This window comes from Sphingobacterium populi, from assembly GCF_001586775.1.
Lineage (GTDB): Bacteria > Bacteroidota > Bacteroidia > Sphingobacteriales > Sphingobacteriaceae > Sphingobacterium > Sphingobacterium populi.
Genome location: NZ_LQXS01000001.1, coordinates 613,756 through 632,477, shown reverse-complemented (window position 1 = coordinate 632,477; position 18,722 = coordinate 613,756). Strand labels below are relative to the sequence as shown.

Annotated in this window: 15 protein-coding genes; 3 read left to right on the top strand and 12 right to left on the bottom strand. The window is 41.0% G+C overall.

Features of this window, described 5'->3' with window-relative positions; translation table 11 throughout:
• Positions 1 to 11: 11 nt before the first annotated feature.
• Entirely contained in the window at positions 12 to 2,462 is a 2,451-nt protein-coding gene (locus A0125_RS02450) for a glycoside hydrolase family 31 protein (protein ID WP_231863121.1), read from the bottom strand.
• Positions 2,463 to 2,804: 342 nt separating this feature from the next.
• The gene (locus A0125_RS02445) at positions 2,805 to 3,578 is read right to left on the bottom strand and encodes an XRE family transcriptional regulator (protein ID WP_066751608.1); all 774 of its coding nucleotides are present in this window, start codon (positions 3,576 to 3,578) and stop codon (positions 2,805 to 2,807) included.
• 119 nt (positions 3,579 to 3,697) lie between these two features.
• On the opposite strand from A0125_RS02445, the gene A0125_RS02440 reads away from it, so the two are divergent.
• Complete coding sequence (locus A0125_RS02440; RefSeq protein WP_066751605.1) at positions 3,698 to 4,009, top strand: GIY-YIG nuclease family protein; 312 nt, start codon at positions 3,698 to 3,700, stop codon at positions 4,007 to 4,009.
• A gap of 416 nt (positions 4,010 to 4,425) precedes the next feature.
• Here A0125_RS02440 and A0125_RS02435 read toward each other — a convergent pair whose 3' ends face one another.
• From A0125_RS02435 to lepA, 7 genes are all read right to left on the bottom strand, one after another.
• Positions 4,426 to 7,137 carry a TonB-dependent receptor gene (locus A0125_RS02435; protein WP_066751602.1) on the bottom strand — a complete coding sequence of 904 codons (2,712 nt, stop codon included), beginning with the start codon at positions 7,135 to 7,137 and terminating at the stop codon, positions 4,426 to 4,428.
• 189 nt (positions 7,138 to 7,326) lie between these two features.
• The gene (locus A0125_RS02430; RefSeq protein WP_066751599.1) at positions 7,327 to 7,854 is read right to left on the bottom strand and encodes a ferritin; all 528 of its coding nucleotides are present in this window, start codon (positions 7,852 to 7,854) and stop codon (positions 7,327 to 7,329) included.
• A gap of 179 nt (positions 7,855 to 8,033) precedes the next feature.
• The gene (locus tag A0125_RS16485) at positions 8,034 to 8,393 is read right to left on the bottom strand and encodes a DUF6686 family protein (protein ID WP_317038796.1); all 360 of its coding nucleotides are present in this window, start codon (positions 8,391 to 8,393) and stop codon (positions 8,034 to 8,036) included.
• A gap of 80 nt (positions 8,394 to 8,473) precedes the next feature.
• Complete coding sequence (locus A0125_RS02420) at positions 8,474 to 8,893, bottom strand: SH3 domain-containing protein (protein ID WP_066751592.1); 420 nt, start codon at positions 8,891 to 8,893, stop codon at positions 8,474 to 8,476.
• A gap of 31 nt (positions 8,894 to 8,924) precedes the next feature.
• Positions 8,925 to 9,380 carry a hypothetical protein gene (locus tag A0125_RS02415; protein WP_066751589.1) on the bottom strand — a complete coding sequence of 152 codons (456 nt, stop codon included), beginning with the start codon at positions 9,378 to 9,380 and terminating at the stop codon, positions 8,925 to 8,927.
• Positions 9,381 to 9,431: 51 nt separating this feature from the next.
• A complete protein-coding gene (locus tag A0125_RS02410; RefSeq protein WP_066751586.1) occupies positions 9,432 to 10,316 on the bottom strand; it encodes a bifunctional 5,10-methylenetetrahydrofolate dehydrogenase/5,10-methenyltetrahydrofolate cyclohydrolase in 885 nt (294 codons plus the stop codon).
• A 31-nt stretch (positions 10,317 to 10,347) separates the two neighbouring features.
• Positions 10,348 to 12,138, bottom strand: coding sequence for a translation elongation factor 4 (gene lepA, locus A0125_RS02405; RefSeq protein WP_066751583.1), 1,791 nt, complete (start codon positions 12,136 to 12,138; stop codon positions 10,348 to 10,350).
• Positions 12,139 to 12,270: 132 nt separating this feature from the next.
• Between lepA and A0125_RS02400 the strand changes: the two genes are divergently transcribed.
• Both A0125_RS02400 and A0125_RS15310 read left to right on the top strand, forming a co-directional pair.
• On the top strand, positions 12,271 to 13,932 hold the full coding sequence (locus A0125_RS02400; RefSeq protein WP_317038792.1) for a M3 family oligoendopeptidase: 1,662 nt from the start codon (positions 12,271 to 12,273) through the stop codon (positions 13,930 to 13,932).
• A 111-nt stretch (positions 13,933 to 14,043) separates the two neighbouring features.
• Positions 14,044 to 14,223, top strand: a complete 180-nt coding sequence (locus tag A0125_RS15310) for an LPXTG cell wall anchor domain-containing protein (protein WP_082784855.1) — start codon at positions 14,044 to 14,046, stop codon at positions 14,221 to 14,223.
• A 62-nt stretch (positions 14,224 to 14,285) separates the two neighbouring features.
• Here A0125_RS15310 and A0125_RS02395 read toward each other — a convergent pair whose 3' ends face one another.
• The 3 genes from A0125_RS02395 to A0125_RS02385 form a co-directional block, all read right to left on the bottom strand.
• A complete protein-coding gene (locus A0125_RS02395; RefSeq protein WP_066751580.1) occupies positions 14,286 to 17,147 on the bottom strand; it encodes a M16 family metallopeptidase in 2,862 nt (953 codons plus the stop codon).
• A gap of 130 nt (positions 17,148 to 17,277) precedes the next feature.
• On the bottom strand, positions 17,278 to 17,709 hold the full coding sequence (locus tag A0125_RS02390) for an adenylyltransferase/cytidyltransferase family protein (protein ID WP_066751577.1): 432 nt from the start codon (positions 17,707 to 17,709) through the stop codon (positions 17,278 to 17,280).
• 10 nt (positions 17,710 to 17,719) lie between these two features.
• The gene (locus A0125_RS02385; protein WP_082784854.1) at positions 17,720 to 18,211 is read right to left on the bottom strand and encodes an adenylyltransferase/cytidyltransferase family protein; all 492 of its coding nucleotides are present in this window, start codon (positions 18,209 to 18,211) and stop codon (positions 17,720 to 17,722) included.
• Positions 18,212 to 18,722 lie beyond the last annotated feature (511 nt).

Sequence of the window (18,722 nt, the reverse complement as noted above, 5' to 3'; positions counted from 1 at the left end):
TAGTCATTGTTCTACGTCTGAGCAACTATTTTTTTGAATTCCGCATCTACCAAGATGTAGGCACCGTCTTGATCTTTCTCAATGGGAACAAGCATACCATCTACCTTCATACCAGAAAGTACGGACGGCATACCAATCAGATAAATCTTGTATTCAGCATGGTATGGCCTATAATGTCCTTCGGCCAATTGCGAGATCTTTAAAGAAGCTGCTTCACCCTCTACAATAAAATGTCTCCAGGCGTATTCTTTGCTTTCATAACCAAAGGTATCACCTTGATCGTGATATAGATAGGAATTAAAACGACCTTCCGCGAAAAACAGACGAAGCGTCAGTACGGGTATTTTCGTTTCGGCAGTATGCTGCATGATCGGGTGTTCAGGAATCAAACTACCACCACGCACAAAGATCGGCATCTCATCCAACGGTGTAGCTACCTGATGCTCGAGGCCGCCCTCGTACTTAGTACAGTCAAAATAATAGTACCAACTGCCTGCCGGCAAATACACTGTCTTACTGCTTTGACCAGGATTCAATACCGGCGACACCAAAATATGATCTCCAAAGGCAAATTCTTCTTCTCTACGCAGATTTTGCGGAATATGTTGCTCCAGCATCGCAATGGGTCGCAGGATAGGATCACCGTATTTATGTTGCTGCCAAAAAGCCGTATAGATATAAGGTATCAGCTGATACCTCAGCTCGATAAATTTTTTGCAGATCGCTTCCCATTCTGATCCAAAGCTCCAGGGTTCCCGATCGCGGGTGTCGCCCGCCGAATGGACACGCATAAATGGTGAAAAAACGCCAAACTGCATCCAACGAGTATACAACTCACCATCTGGATTACCGGTAAAGCCGCCGATATCTGTACCGCAAAACGAAAGTCCGGAAACGGAAAGCCGCTGTAATTGTAGCAAACCAATACGAAGGTGTTCCCAAGTCGCAATATTATCTCCTGTCCATACCGACGAGTAGCGCTGCACGCCCGAATAAGCCGCACGTGTTATTGTAAATGGTCGCTTATCGCGATACAGTTTTTTCAAACCATCGTACGTAGCGCGCACCATCTGCATACCGTAGATATTATGCGCTTTACGATGCGATCCTCGGTAGCCATCGTAGTGATGCCGTACATCATCTGGAAATGTGCCACGACCAAAGACTGCCGGCTCGTTCATATCATTCCAAAAACCAGCGACACCATCCTCTACCAAACCTTGGTATAGGCCACCCCACCAATCACGTACTTCTGGATTGGTATAATCAGGAAACTGGCATCTTCCTGGCCACACAAAACCTTCCATAAAATAATCATCTCCTCGACGACAGAAATAATTATTGGCTTGTCCTTCCTGAAAAACCCAATAATTCTCATCAACTTTGATTCCGGGATCGATCATAACGACCGTCTTAAATCCGTCGGCAGCCAAATCTGCAATCATCTTACGAGGATCCGGAAAGTACTTTTTATTCCAGGTAAAACAGCGATATCCATCCATATAATCAATATCAAGATAAATAGCGTCGCAAGGAATCTGCCTTTTGCGAAACTCTGTCGTCACATCGCGCACCATTTTCTCGGGATAGTAGCTCCAACGACATTGATGATAGCCGATCGCCCAGAGCGGTGGTAAATAATGAGTACCTGTCAATTGATGATAGCGGCGTACCACATCGAGCATTTGCGGACCTTGTATATAATAATATTGCAGTTCGCCTCCTTCAGACCAGAAACTAGTCTGATCCGGTTGCTCTGCCGCAAAATCAAAATAGGTTTTGAAAGTGTTATCAAAGAAAATTCCGTAGGATTGTCCTTCTACCACACCGAGATAAAAAGGAATGGTTTTATATAGTGGGTCTTGGTTGAAAGCATAAGAATAGGTATCAGAATTCCAATTCTTAACCCTATGTCCGCGTAGGTTGAGGTTGGAAGCTTTGTCGCCCAAACCGTAGAACACTTCGTCTGCTGGAGCAGACTTCGTACAATACACATAGTATCCACCAAAATCAACATTTTCTTCCCAGTGCATAGCTTTCGCATCCTGATTGGTTACCTTTCCTTCGGTGTCTGCAAAGGAAATATGAAAATCTGCTTTACGTACTATACAGGAAGTTTTTGCCGTATTTATTTGGTATCTGTCGTCGTCTTCTTCGATCGTATACGAAGTTGGGCCACTGGCTAATTGTACAGTCGCATAGGAAAAATCAGCCAAAAAGACACCTTCTGGTGCAAGGCGTACCCGAATAATTTCGTCCGAAAATAGTTTGACTTCCACCTTGGCTTTGCCATCGGTGAAATAAAACGAAGAACCTTCTTTGACATAACCCCGAATTTGACCCAAGTACTTCTTCTCAATGGTTGGTAACTCTAAAACGGGATTGTTGACGTGGTGAATCTCGTCCTGTAGGTCAACCGCACTTACCTGAGTGTTTTCCTGTTTATTATCTTGAGGCGTCATATCTTTCATATTTATCGCAGTCCAACGTTCGAATTAATGCTTTAAATTACGACTAATTTGTAAAAATGACGCTAAATCCGACAATTCATTTCAAAACCAACAATTTTTAAAAGCCCATCGTTCTTTTGGCCGAAAAATAATGATCATTCACCGAAAGCTGGTACGGTTTAACCTAAAACACCTATCGAATCGTGATAGGTGCTATTAGATTTGTAGGAAAGACAAACTAAAATTAACTTAATGTAAACGTTATGTATATTTTACTGCAAAAGACCAGCTGCCTTATCATGGATTTTATAGAAATAGTAACGAGTACGTGGACTGGATTATAAGCATTATAGGCTATTTCTTATCTGCCACCGCATTAATCGTTTTCTGCATCTGTGCCATCATGGAACTCAATGCTTCTAACGTAGGCTCTGGATTGGGCTCGGGCAATTCTGTACTGATAAAAGCTTTAGCTTTCCAAACTTCTAAAATATCAGCCGACTCCACCCAGTAAGGTTCATAGGTTTTGTTGTCCGACACCAATCGCAAGCCTTTATCTTCTTTAAATTTTTGACCAATCCTCTTGTATACAATACCATCAGATTTGGACACTACTACATAGGTTTGTCCTATTTTAATATCGATCCAATTTTCTACATACTCTGCAATGATGATACTACCCGTAGGTAGTGGCAACATGGAATCTCCTTTGATCTCAAAAGCGCGATACGTTCCTTGATTGAACATGGGTAGAGAAAAACGCGGTAATTCGCGCACATATTCTGGATCTCCATAACCATTCATATAACCTGCACTAGCTTTTACCGGCACTAATTCAATATTTTCTTGATCGTCCTTATCCACGGTGATACTCAATACTCGCAAATTTGCAGCACTACCGCGTGGTGCCGGTTTCCACTTCTCGTCGATCATTTGATCGACCAATTCGTCCATAGTAAGATCGAAGAAATCGGCTATTTTCTTTAGCAATTCATACTTGGGCTCGGCACGATCTTCTTCATAAGCGCCAACAGATGCTCTTTTGATAGCCAACGCGTCGGCAAACTGCTGCTGGGTAAGACCCTTTTTCTTACGTAGAAACTTGAGATTGGTGGATATGTTTGACATTTTTCTTAGTAAATTTTTGAAAGACTAAATTTATTAGTAATATTGTGCCAATAAAATTAGCAAATATATGATAGACTACCAAATGGGAATCTATCTATTATGTAGGAAAAAATAACAGCATGTATAAAATAGTCATCCTTACCGACAGCAATAGACGTTATCTAGAAACCTTGATGACAAATAATCTTTTGGAGGTATTACATCAAATGAGCATTGCGCAACATACGCAACTGACATCTCTATCTCGAATAGTATATGAGGAAACATTCGCGACGGAGAATGGTGCATTGGATCGGCTAAAGACACTTCAAAACTTTACCCGTATGCAGAAAGAAAGGCTAGTAAGAAAACAAAATCCCAATTGGCTGAATCTTCACCCAGTCATAAAGCCGTCTGTATCAAACTACAACGCGACGCTCTACGCCAGTTAGATGCGTAATGCGCGGAATTGTATTGAATTATCGACGTTTAAGCCTAAGCTTTTTTAAGGTGTTACCTCAATCGACTTCTCAGCACGATGTTCTTTGCCAAACAGATCTATAGCGCGTACTTCAATCTGATGCAAGCCACCATCTAATTTTGGGTTATTTTACTTGCCGAAGATCTTCTGCCAGATGCTACTGCGTCAGCAAGTGTATCTTAAGTATAATCTGGATCTGCTGCTTGCACATATTCCATATCTTTCCATTGGCCACCGTTCACTCTATATTGCAGGAAGATTTATTATTATGAAACAGTAGAATATGATCTTTTCATTTAGTGCCTAAGCTGCACAGCGCGAGTACATTATGTAACCATGAAGATAATGTAGAGATAGTGTTAACTATCAAGACGATACGACAGCTGTTTACTTGGGCAAGCGTTGCAAACGCATATTAAGCGTTAGCATAAAATAGCGGCCTAATCTGTTGTTACGAGATTCGAAAATATCATTGCCCACATATTCGGTAACGACGCCCACATTCTTGTTCTGATCCAGAAGATCAAAGCACTCTAACCGGAGTAGTGCCATTTTATTCTTCCAAAACGAATATTCAAGATACGTATTAATGATCGTCGGACTCACATCTGTAATATCCTGTACATAACCGCGAAACCATCGCTGTGACATCTCGGCTCCAAGCATAAAACGATCGCTTAGATAACCGCGCCCGCCCAGACTAAATAGTGCAGAATGCGCTGCAATACGCTGCTGTTGTGGCAGTTCGAAATTCGCCTGATTTAATAAATAATTAGCATTAAACACAGATTCAAAGTATTCATCCCAATTATAGCGGAGCTGAAGATTTTGAGCGAAAAGGTACTGTCGCGTCAGGCTACGTTCTGCATTGACGAATACAATATTATTGAAATAATCTAAGTTACCAGTTGTTTCTAAATGAAATTGGTCGTTGAACAATGGGCTATTGAATGTGTAGTAACCCTTGAGTTCGTAGTAGCCATCCGTATTTATAAAAGACGTTTCTTGTACAGTTTCATCAAAATTAGCGGTTTTGGAAGCAACTATTTTATTGCTTGTAAAATTGTATGCGAAATTAAGTTCTAGATATTGTCCTTTGTTGGGAATCGATTTGCGAACTATAGTAGATAAACGGTTTACAAATTCAGCCCTTAACAATGGATTTCCTACGATTACTAATCGTGAATTCGTATTATCTCGGATCGGAGCTATCTGCAGAAAGTTGGGCTGACTATTCTTTCCATTATACGTGAACTGCCAATCCAACTCATCATTAAAACGATAACGCAGCATCGCAGACGGAATCAAGTTAATATTGTCATACCGATACTGCAACGTGTCGTTTGCGACAGCACCAGATAATCTTAAAGGTTGAACGCCAAAACCAAGATTTGCGCGAAAGCGCTTATTGGGTTCGTATTGGTACAATAATGCCGTTCGATTACTACTGAAAAAATACTCATAATTAAGTCCCAACGAATCGACCACTGGAGTATAAAATTCTGACGGCAAACGCACGCGTCGAGACATTTCGATATTGGTCAAATCATATTCGTACGAAATTTCTAATAAGCTATGATCGAAAAATGGTTCTACATACGATACAGCACCGCGTAAAGATTTGGTAGCATCATATTGATTAACTAATTGCTGTTGATTAAAACGGCTAATCATCGGTATACCACTAGTCGTATCATAAATCACATATTGCTCTGATACATCCTCTATCTTGTCATTGCGTTGGTACCCAACCTGCACATCTCCTACTAATTTACGCCTCGGATTTTGGAAGTGCTTAGAATACAATGCATTTAATTGGTAGTTTGGTCGATCAATAGTCGATGAGTCTTGATACCAACCATCATTTCTTACGCGCACATTATTTAATAAAATATTACGCTTATTGTCTCGCACAGACCGGTTTAAAATAACTGACGGTTTGATCTTCAATAAATCGTTATTTTTGAAACGCGAATTGAGCTCGAAATCAAACTTATGCGTTCGATCATCGCTAACGGATGTAAAATCATCCGTTTTAGTAATTTGATATGTGTCATATGTAGAGCGTAGTAAAGAGTTACCAAGCGTCTGATTCTTTCGCTGCGAATACGCATAACTACTAGTCAATGTACTTCGCTGTCCAATATTGTCTGAAAAATTGATTCCAAAGGAGTTAATTGTATTCAAGCCATCGGCCTGATCGGCGTAATCACCAATATCTGACAGGCTAGCTGAGCGACCGCCAACACCATCCGGCGAACCGAAAGTAAATAGACTGGTATTTGTATTATTGGTTGAAGCGATAATAGATACTTCCTGCCCGCGATCAAATTTATTCAACCCAACACTACCAAGATAGCGGTCGTTAGTACCACCACCTGCTGTAGCCTGCCCAAACATGATCTTTTTCCGATCTTCATGCAAGACGATGTTGATGATTTTCTCTGGTTTTGAATTTTTGATGCCTTTGATCTCCGCCATTTCACCATAATGATCAATCACCTCGATTTGCTTGATATAATCTGCTGGTAGATTTCTCGTAGCAGTCAGCACATCGCCACCAAAAAATTTGCGACCATCGACCTGTACAGAAGTGATCACTTGGCCGTTATAAAATGTGGTGCCGTCGCGCAGTACATTGAAACCTGGCAAAGAACTTCGAAGTACGTCTTCTAGCAAGGCTTGCTTTTCGTATGAAAATCCTGATAAATTAAATAGTGTCGTGTCGCCTTTATGCACTATAGGAACCGCGCGAAGTACTTGGACAGGATCGATATAAGATATGCCCGAAACCAGCATAACAGGTGATAAAACCAGTGGATTAGGATCATGCTCATAAAGGCTTACGTAAGCGGTCTGCCGCTCTTTGCCTAACATTGAATAGCTCAACTTGATTTCTGGATCCACTACGCCACGGAAACGGTAAACACCTTGGCCGTTTGTCACGGTATAAAGTGTATCTTGATCGCTTTCTAGAAAAACGTTGACACCTTTCAATCCGATTTGCAAAGAATCAATCACCGTTCCTGTAATCACTTTACCCCGCACTTGAGCATGGCCCTGACTCGCAAGACCTACCCAAAATAAAATGATCGACATGAGTGAGATGAACTGTCTAAAATGCACGCGCACAATCTAAAAAGGCAGTGACAAAATATATTCGTTAACCGACAAATGTAAGTTAACATTATAACGCTGTATCTTGAAATTATTGTACAAAAAAAGGGTTTAATATAATATTAAACCCTTTATATAAATGCTCAAACTGAGAAAACAGTGATCAGCAAACTATGCTTCGTCGTAAGTTACCTTAACCAAATGTCTGTCAATCTCCCAAAGACCAGTACCTTGCTCTCCAATAACGTCGAATAATTCGATAATGCGTCTAGCAACATACTCCTCTTCAACTTGCTCTTCTAGAAACCACTGCACGAAATTAAACGTGACATAATCCTTAGATTTCATGCACAAATCGGCAATAGTATTAAATTGCTCAGTAACAAACATTTCTTGCTCCAAAGTTTGCTCAAACACACCACGGAAAGACTCAAAATCTGTTGGTACATTAGTAATCTCTGGTGATATAGCGCGGCCACCACGGTCGCCTACATATTTGAACAATTTCAGCATATGTGCGCGTTCTTCATCAGATTGCTTTGCAAAGAAGTTTGCTGCATTATCAAATCCTTGATCATCACACCAACTTGACATTGCTAAGTATAAGGCAGAGGCATGAGCTTCTACTTTTATTTGCGCGTTCAATATGTTTTCTATCTCTTCTGCTAAAGAAGATTTTAATTTCAATAAATCTTTCATGTTATATCTTTTTTAGAAAAGCTTCAATATCCTGACAACAGGTATTATACGCTTTTGTTTGATACAAAGATACGGTACCAATGCAAAATTAGGCGGATAAAAATGTAATACAAATTAAGTCTAAATTACTTTTATAGACGGTAACTTGTTTAGAATCAGTATAATTACAAGTGGTGATTTTAGGCCAATATACAGCCCCTACGAAGGCAACGTTTGACTTCGCTATTGAGCTGAATCATAAATTTGGTACCAGCCAATATTTCTCTCAAATTAAGAATATCTGAGACATTTAATAGATAGCAGCGCTCTGTGCGAAAAGGCATAACAATCTCAAAATCATATGATCTTGACGATTCTGACAACATGGCTTCTATATCAATGGAATCAATGCGTTTCTTAAATAAGAATAGATCGGAAATTTTAAAAGCAGTTGTCGTACCTTGAAATTCTAACCAATAGCAGTTTTGACGGCTGCATTGATACACCACACCGTGTTCTGACTCGAACACTTTCTCAACATTTGCTAAAGGACAGATCATCTTCATCTAATTGGAACAAATCTAAATACTATTTGGAATAAATCCAAATCGTATCGATTAATTTCCAATAAAATATGCCCCTATAGAGAAAGATAGTCGATATAGCAGTAGCCTTCTATCTGCTCATTTACTTTTATAAGACACCAGTTTTGATTAGTCAAACCGAGAATTTGTACGCGATCTCCATGTGCAAGCTCAGCGACTACTGCTTGGTTTACGCCAGGGCCAAGCCGGACTGCCACAAATGGCTCGTCGACACAATTTACACTTGCTTCGTTTAGGGAGTCGCTGTTTCGCACGGTCAATTCCAAAGAAAGATCTTCTGATAGATAATTTGGGTCGATTCTGTTGTACAAATCCCAAACCTTATTTTTTGCATCTACCGAAGGGGCTACTCCGCTAATGCGTAAATGCGAATCGCCTTCCTTAATGTCCAGTGGATCTATTTGGAGCGAATGTACAAGATCGATGAGTGCAGTGTATTTTGACGTGAGTGTCATAGCAACAGAATTTTTGTACAGGAAAAAAAAACTAATCTTTGTTTAGCAAGTCATCTACCTTGCGACCAGCTCTTTGTAAGGACGTGTCTACGGCCTCACCAGTTCTACGCGCCGCATTTTTAGTAGCATCTACCGCCTTTTCAGCTCCTTTTTTGGTGTTTTCCCAAACTTGCGTCGCTTTGTCTAATGCTTTTTGCGCTTCCTTTTCTGCTTTCGCATCGCCCCGATCTTTGGCCTCAGCCAGATCTTGTTTGGCCTCTTGCATCGCAGCTTCAGCTTTTTTCACTTCTCTCTGAGCCATTGCAGTAGTATGTGCCGCGCTTTGCTCCACATTTTCAATTACCTGATCCAAGCGTTGCCCAGGCGTACTTTTAGCCAAAGTATCCTCAGTTGTTGATGTGGAACTATTTTGTGAAGAGTTAGAGTTACACGCGATCAACATCGTAGTCGAAACCAGTGCAGCGACGAAGAAAATAGATTTGCCCATGAGCGTAATAATTTAGTTTACGCTCATGTAAGGCAATTTTTATACCAAAGATTAATCTTTGTAGATGGTGCCTTTGGCGGCTTCCAACGTATTTTTTAACAAACCGATAATGGTCATCAGCCCAACACCACCGGGAACTGGTGTGATCCATGATGTTTTTGGAGCGACATGTTCAAAATCAACATCTCCGTAGAGTTTGAAACCCGATTTAGTTTCAGTAGATGTTTCGCGATTAATACCCACATCGATCACAACTGCACCATCTTTTATCATATCTGCTGTTACGAAATTTTTCTTTCCGATAGCCGCTACAATGATATCGCCTTGCAACACTTCTTCGCGGAGATTTTGTGTACGGCTGTGGGTTATCGTTACGGTACAGTTTCCTGGCTGCGTATTGCGAGCCAGCAATATACTCATTGGCGAGCCTACGATATTGCTTCTACCAACGATCACCGCTTTTTTTCCGGCGGTTTCGATATTATAATGATCCAGCATCAACATAATGCCATAGGGTGTAGCGGGCACGAAGCATGGCAAATTGCGCTGCATTCTACCAAGATTTACGGGATGAAAACCATCCACATCTTTACGATAGTCAATCGCTTCGGTGATCTTATCTGGATTGATATGCGGTGGCAGAGGCAATTGTACGATTAACCCATCAATAGATGCATCCGTATTAATTTCTTTGATCTTGGCAATCAATTCGGCTTCGGTGATTTCGACGCCGTAGCGAATATTGGTCGAATCGAACCCGACCATTTCACAGTTACGCATCTTACTGGCTACGTAGGTTTCGCTCCCACCATCATTTCCCACCAAAATAGCGACCAAATGAGGTTTTCGACCGGTTTCTTTCAAAAATTCAGCAGCTTCCTGCTTGATATCTTCTTTTATTTTGGCCGATACTACTTTGCCGTCTAGTAATTGCATAATGTATAATTTATGTTCTCAAATAAATAGATTAGTCCAATTTTAGAACCGCCATAAACGCCGATTGTGGAATCTCTACATTCCCTACCGAGCGCATGCGTTTCTTACCTTTTTTCTGTTTTTCAAGCAACTTACGCTTACGTGAAATATCACCGCCATAACATTTTGCCGTAACGTCCTTACGCAAAGCGGAAATAGTTTCGCGAGCGATAATCTTAGCACCGATCGACGCCTGTATACGAATCTCGAACTGCTGCCGAGGCAATAGCTCTTTTAGCTTTTCACAGATTTTCTTACCAAAATCATATGCGTTGCTACGGTGAATAAGTGATGATAATGCATCGACCGGCTCATCATTCAAACGGATATCCAAACGTACTAAATCGGAGGTACGGTACCCAATTTGATGATAATCAAACGATGCGTATCCTTTGGAAATTGTTTTCAACTTATCGTAAAAGTCGAATACAATCTCTCCCATTGGCATTTCGAAAACCAACTCGACGCGGTCCGAAGTTAAATATGATTGGTTGACTATTGTACCTCTTTTTTGAATACACAAAGACATGACCGGACCGACAAAATCGGATTTGGTAATGATATTTGCTTTAATGTACGGTTCTTCGATCGTGTCCAACTTACTTGGGTCTGGAAGATCGGAAGGGTTGTGTACCACTACTTCTTCTTTATCTTTGGTCAGATAAGCTTTGTAAGATACGTTGGGCACCGTGGTAATCACCGTCATGTTGAACTCGCGTTCTAAACGTTCTTGGATAATCTCCATATGAAGCATGCCCAAAAATCCACATCGGAAACCAAAACCCAATGCAGCGGAAGATTCGGGTTCGAATACCAGCGAAGCATCATTCAATTGCAAGCGGTGCATGGATTCGCGTAATTCTTCATAATCTTCGGTATCTACCGGATAAATACCCGCGAAAACCATCGGTTTTACTTCCTCAAATCCTTGAATAGCCGACGCACAAGGCCGTTCTTTGTGCGTAATGGTGTCTCCTACTTTTACTTCTCTGGCTTCTTTAATGCCAGAAATAATATAACCTACGTCACCCGTTTTGATGACATCTTTGGCAACTTGATTAAGCTTCAATGTACCGATCTCGTCGGCAAAATATTCTCTTCCTGTGGCCACAAATTTTACTTTATCACCTTTGCGAATCTCGCCATTTTCGACTTTGAAATAAGCCATGATACCGCGGAAAGAATTGAATACCGAGTCAAAAATCAAGGCTTGCAACTCGCCATTTGGATCACCAACTGGCGCAGGAATACGATCGATGATCGCATCCAAAATATCTGGAATACCCATACCGGTTTTGCCCGAGGCAGGAATAATATCTTCGCGTTTTCCGCCAATCAATTCCACAATCTGATCTTTTACCTCTTCTGGCATCGCGCCAGGCAGATCCATTTTATTTAAGATGGGAATTATCTCTAAATCGTGCTCTAAGGCTAGGTATAGATTCGAAATCGTTTGTGCTTGAATACCCTGCGAAGCATCAACAATAAGTAATGCTCCTTCGCAAGCTGCGATCGACCGAGAAACTTCATAAGAAAAATCGACGTGACCCGGTGTATCAATCAGATTAAGCGTGTACTTTTGTCCGTCTCGTATGAAATCCATCTGGATAGCGTGACTCTTAATCGTGATGCCGCGCTCGCGCTCCAGGTCCATGTTGTCCAATAATTGCGCCTGCGCTTCGCGCTGCGTAATCGTGTTGGTGAATTCCAACAATCTATCGGCCAAGGTACTCTTTCCGTGATCAATGTGCGCGATGATGCAAAAATTGCGTATATGCTCCATACTAGGTTCTACCGTCTCTTTTTATAATCGGCAAATATAGTGCATTTCGACGAGCTTTTTCGCATGCTTAGGCCAGCAATTGAGGTATCAAAAAAATAAGTAATTTCGTGCATCATCACAAACGCACATAATATGAAGACGACATTGGCAAAGCCAAGAACATATGTACCGCAGGATCTACCAATGAAGTGGAAGAATCTGGAGAAATTATTTACAGAATTACAACAGCGAGAAATAAACGACCTATCCGAGCTCGAAAAGTGGATGTCGGATCGCAATGAGCTTGATGCCGTACTGCAAGAGGATCAGGCTTGGCGCTATATTAAAATGACATGCCATACGGACAATGAGGAATATGCTGAAGATTTCCGCTACTTCACAACCGAAATAGAGCCGAAGATTGCTCCATTGCAAAACTTATTGGATCAGAAATTAATAGCCAGTCCGTGGACAAACGCGCTCAATCACGATCGCTATTTCATCTATCTGCGAAAAGTAAAAAAAGCTTTAGAGATTTTTCGCACCGAGAATATCCCTTTATTTACCGAGATTCAGCTTAAGCAGCAGGCCTATCAAACTATCGTAGGCAGTATGTCTGTGAAGCTCAATGGCGAAGAATATACGATGCAGCAGGCCGCTACACGATTGTTGGATACCGATCGTGCCGTTCGCCAAGAAGCTTGGGAAGCGATTACGGCCGTGCGTCTGGAACAAACTCAAGCATTAGAAGATATTTTTCAAGATTTGCTACAACTTCGTCATCAAGTTGCTCTTAATGCTGGATTTACGAATTACCGCGATTATATGTTTGTAGCGATGGGTCGTTTTGATTATAGCGTGGCAGATTGTGAAGCTTTCCATACCGCGGTGGAGCATCACGTAGTACCCGTTTTACAAAAATTGGCAGATGAGCGTCAAACCAAGCTACAGTTAACGGCATTGAAACCGTGGGATATGCAAGTTGATCCAGCAAACCTCCCTCCTTTGAAACCTTTCGATTCTGGTCAACAGTTGATTGACAAAACCGAACAAGCATTTGCGGCTATGCATCCTTATATGGGTGAATGCATCAGCACGATGAAAATGAATGGATTATTTGATGTAGACAGTCGGAAAGGAAAAGCGCCTGGTGGATATAATTATCCGTTATACGAATCTGGCGCACCATTCATATTTATGAATGCGACAGGTACGATGCGAGATCTCACGACGATGGTACATGAGGGCGGCCACGCGATCCATACGTTTATAAGTGCTGAACTTCCTTTAAATGATTTTAAGGACGTGCCCTCGGAAGTGGCAGAATTAGCGTCCATGTCAATGGAATTATTATCTATGGAACAATGGCATCACTTCTTAACAGAGCCCGATGATTTGAAGCGTGCTCAGAAAGAACAGTTGGACGATGTTTTATCCACCTTACCGTGGGTAGCTACGGTGGATAAATTTCAACATTGGCTTTACACAAACCCCGCGCACACGGTAGAACAGCGCGCCCAAGCTTGGAAAGAAATTTATCGGACTTTTGGCGGAGGTTTTGCAGACTGGAACAATCACGAAGAAGCGGAACAATACCTTTGGCACAAGCAGTTACACATCTTTGAGGTTCCTTTTTATTACATTGAATATGGTTTTGCACAACTAGGCGCTATTTCTGTCTGGAAAAATTACTTAGAAAACCGTGATCGTGCTATAACACAATATCTAGCGGCACTGAAACTCGGATATACCGTTCCGATCGGCAAAATTTATGAAACAGCGGGCGTCGTTTTGATTTTTCTTCCAACTACGTAGCAGAATTAGTAAATTTTATTAAAAACAAGCGGCAAAAAATTTAGTTGGCATCACTATTGCTTTTTAAAGCTAATTTGAGTAGATTCAAATTGGTTATTAAATCGTATTATTATGAAAAGATGGTTGTGTGGCTTGGTGTTGAGTGGGTTTCTTTCCGATTTGATGGGGCAAACTCCATCTGTGAATCAAACTGAATCATCGCCAACCGGTTATGTTTTAATTGGCATTCTGTTGCTAGCTATTGTAATATTTATTTTATACAGGCGACAAAAGAGAAAATTCAACGATTAATGTACATAAAAAAAGGGCTTTCCATGGAAAGCCCTTTTTCGTATGATAACGTAACCAATTGCTTACTTAGCATCTGGTAGTAAGATAAATTTGAATAATTGGTCTTCATCCAAATATTTGTTGGCTACCGCCTTAACCGACTCTACGGTTACTTTTTTCATATCTTCCTGGATATTGACAATTGATACGAACTCCTCCTCATTTGTGAGCACCTCATTCAGCGAATTCAGCCAAAAACGATTGTCTTTTAAGTTTACCTCATGTTGACGTTTTTGTTCTATGAAGAATTTTTCAAGATCGACCTGCGTGGGGCCTTGCTCTTTTACTTTACGGATTTCATCCAAAGCCGATTGGATGAGCGCGGGATATTTGTCGACACTAGTACCAAATCCGATATGAAAAGCATACCGACCGCTTGGCTGCTTGCGATAACTTGCGCTCGCGCCAGTTCCATACACACCGCTCTCGTCTTCCCGCAATCGCTCAATGAGCTTGATAGACAAGACGGATTCTAGCGCATCCATATTCAAATTTTCGGCTTCGGTATAATCGTAATCTCCGTAAAAAGATAAACGTACTTGCGCCTTATCTTCTTTGCCTTTGTGTACTACTTTTTCGAATCCTTTTTCAGGTTCCACAATGTGTAGGTCTTTTGCGGCATTATCGCGTTCTTGAGTAGGCAAAGATGCTATGTATTGCTCGATCAGCGGTGTGATTTCTTCATCTGTAAATGAGCCTACGATCATAAAAGTAAAATTCGATGCATCGGCAAATCGTTCTTCAAAGATGGCTAATGCTTTTTGTTGATCGATAGACTGAATATCAGGCACAGTAGCTGGATTACGGCGGATATTATCCCCGTACAGACTTTTTTGTATCGCTTCGCTAAATACGAAAGAAGGGTTATTTTCCCGATTTTCCATGGATGATACAATCCGTCCAATCGTACTTTGGAAAACATCATCTTCGATCCTTGGTGCTGTAAAATAACCGTGAATCATTTCAAAGGCGGTCTTTAAACCTTCCCGATCTGCAGCACCAGATATTCCTTGTGTGCGTTCTCCGATAAACGGGCTGATATTCGCCTTTTTATCGGAAAGATATTTTTGCAATTCTACGGTGCTCATCTGTCCAAGTCCGCTACTATTTACGAGCATAGCGGCGTTGGATGCATCAAAGTAGTCTGCATCGCTGTACAAGGATGTTCCGCCCGGCCCAAATGCATGAATCAAAATTTCATCATTCTTGAACTTCGTCGGCTTGAGCACCACGGTGGCACCGTTGCTAAGTTTCCACGATTTTGCTTCGATGACTGAAAGATCCGTACGGTCTACAATGCTTCCTTTCGTAGGTTCGGCAGCTAATATCGGCAAATCCGAAACCTTGTCTTCGTATGCTGTTAAGGTTTCATGATTGACCTCGCCAAGCCATGCATTGACTGTTGCTTCGCTTGGAAGATTGGCTTCCTCTTTGTCGGGAGCCAAAAAGAGCACGTCCCTATTTTGATCTACATAATATTGTTTTCCGATTGCTTCTACTTCAGATAAGGTCAGCGTAGTCAACAATTCTTTAGTGATCTGGTAACGATACTCATCACTTACTACGCTATTATCCTTTAGAAAATGAGCTAGGTATGAGTTGACATAGCTGTCTGACCGACGTTTGTCGCGCTCCACATACGCTCGTTCGTTGTTTTTATGCATGGATACAACTGCCCGTGAGAACTCTGAATCAGTAAAACCGAATTCATCTACCCGATCAAGTTCGCGCACGACCGATTTGAACCCTTCTGCGATCGCTCCAGGTTTGGCTACAAAATAGGCAGATAGATTATCTAAGCCTCCTATAAATTCTCCGATATCCACTCCAGCTTGTAGAAATGGTGGATTAGCCGATTGCGTCAATTCGCCTAATCGGCCGTTAATCATTTCGTTGTAGACGGCTTTTAAGAGTGAGCGCCGATAGTCGCCTACGGTTTTCACTTCTTCCTCAGGATGTTTTATAATGATCTGGCCAACGGTATATTGCATTTCGGGATCGGTCACTACCATGAACTGATTCTTATCCAGTAAATCTACTGTATATTTTTTCCGTTCTTGTGGAGCAGCAGGTTTTTTCATATCGGCAAACAGCCGCTTGATTTCCTGTTCGATCATCTGCGGGTCAATATCACCCACAACTATAATCGACTGCAAATCTGGTCGGTACCATTTTTGATGAAACTCGCGAATGGTTGTTGGTTCAAAATGGGTAATGATCTCTTCTGTACCAATCGGCAAACGATCAGCATATCGCGAACCATTGAGCAGTAGTGGATAATATTGATCGCGCATTCGTTGTTGTGCGCCACGTGAACCGCGCAATTCTTCTAACACAACGCCACGTTCTTTATTAATTTCTTCCTCATCTAATAATGCGTCTTGTGCCCAGTCGCGCATTACTTGCAATCCATTTTTGAGCAATTCGGGATCGTCCGATGGAATCGGTAATTGATATACCGTCTCATCAAACCCGGTGTAGGCATTTAGGTCGCTACCAAATCGAACACCTGCTCGCTGCAAATAATCAACTAGCTCATTTTTTGGAAAATGCTTTAATCCATTAAAATTCATATGCTCTAAAAAGTGTGCTAAACCCAGCTCCTTTTCGGTTTCTAAAATAGATCCCACTTTAACAGCCAAATACATCGTCACACGATTTTCTGGTTCCACATTTTTACGAATGTAATACGTAAAACCATTTTCCAATTTTCCTGTAATGACACCATCATCAAAAGGCAAACGCTGATCCCAAGAGGTACTATCTTGCGCGAGAATCTGTTTCGCTTGCGGATGCATGCTGAATGGTCTTTTATCATGCGATGCCGCATTAGCGCCGAGGCTAGAAAATAGAAAAGCTAATGCTAAAGGTTGAAATATTCTCATGTTAGTTTGGTTTCGAAATTGAATGGTACCAATTTATTAAAATTGACATATATCTGCAACAAGCAAAAAGGCACCCTTAAAGAGTGCCTTACAAATGTATAACAGTATGCTTTCTATCAAACGATGTATGCTATTGAGCCATCAACTTCGAAGCTTGTTTTTCTGCAACAATTTTCCGTAGTGATCTGGCTGAAAAGCGATGCGCACGGTTGATGTAGCACACTTCTATTCCTGCTTCATTGCAATAATCTTTACCGGCAAAGTTTGTATTTTGATATTCGCTACCCACAAATCGGATGTTTGTCGGGATCGTCTGCAATATATCCATCAGATCGTCCTCATTCTCAAATGGAATAATTTCATCCACGCTTGGATTTCCTTCTAACTGTATAAAACGTTCTACAAGCGTTTGTACAGGTTTACTTTTTCTTGCGGCATCAATCTGTCCGTCGGTACACAAGCCAACAATTAGATAATCGCATTTTTGACGTGCTGCTGCTAAAAACATGATTTGTCCTGCATGCAACATGTCAAATGCACCAAATGTTATTCCTACTTTCATAATCTCCTACTTATCCTTTTAGCAATACTTTTTTGATGTTAGTTTGGTGAACTATTGGATCTTTAAACGGCACTATAGTTCCTTCCATCTCGCCTTGTTTCTCAAAAACTATTTGTCTTAAGGCTGAGCTAGAAAAGCGATTTTCACGTCTATTGAAGTATAATTCAATACCTTTATCTTCGCAATACGCTCTTCCAGTAAAGTTTTTGAACATGTATTCGTCGCCCAATATCCGAACATGAAACTTGAATGAACGCAAAATATCTTCCAAATCTTGTTCGGTTGCATACGGAATGATTTTATCAACGTGCTTACAACCTTTTAGCTGGATATACCGTTCCACAACGGTCTGGGTAGGTTTGTTTTTCTCTGCTCTATCTAAAGTGGGGTCTGTTTGCAAACCACAGATTAGATAGTCACACTGATCTTTGGCGTCTTCCAGCATCTTTACATGTCCAGCGTGTAGTAAATCAAAAGAAGAGAATGTTATTCCAATTCGCATATTATTTCCTAGTTATAGTATCTATCAATCTTTTTTCTATCTCGAATAGGCGTACGCCTAGCTTTGTTTTAACATAGTTGGATATCTGCAAAATCTCCGCGAAATATCGTTTTGCTGACCGCTGCTATGATAACAAACGTCATTCCATAAAGTTCGCTGTATATATAGGGGAAAATTTTCGGCATGACTGCACGCCATATTCATTTTTAATCCAATAGTAGGGTTACAAGGTCAGTACTCCACATTTCGGCTTCATCTGTGCTATTTAATAGCGTTAAATTCCTGATCAATTGAAATGCTAATCAGGTATTATGCACACTACAAACAGTATAAAGCGCAATCATTACCAAATTTTTGCGATACGAAAACGATGCGTAAAACCTATTCCGTTACTTGGCTATTTCTTGAAGCAATATCAGTGCAAAATCGTCCGTACAAACCGGGACAGCATCGACATCACTATTTTATTTACCATTGAGAAAATTATACTAAAATTATGATCGAACAAATT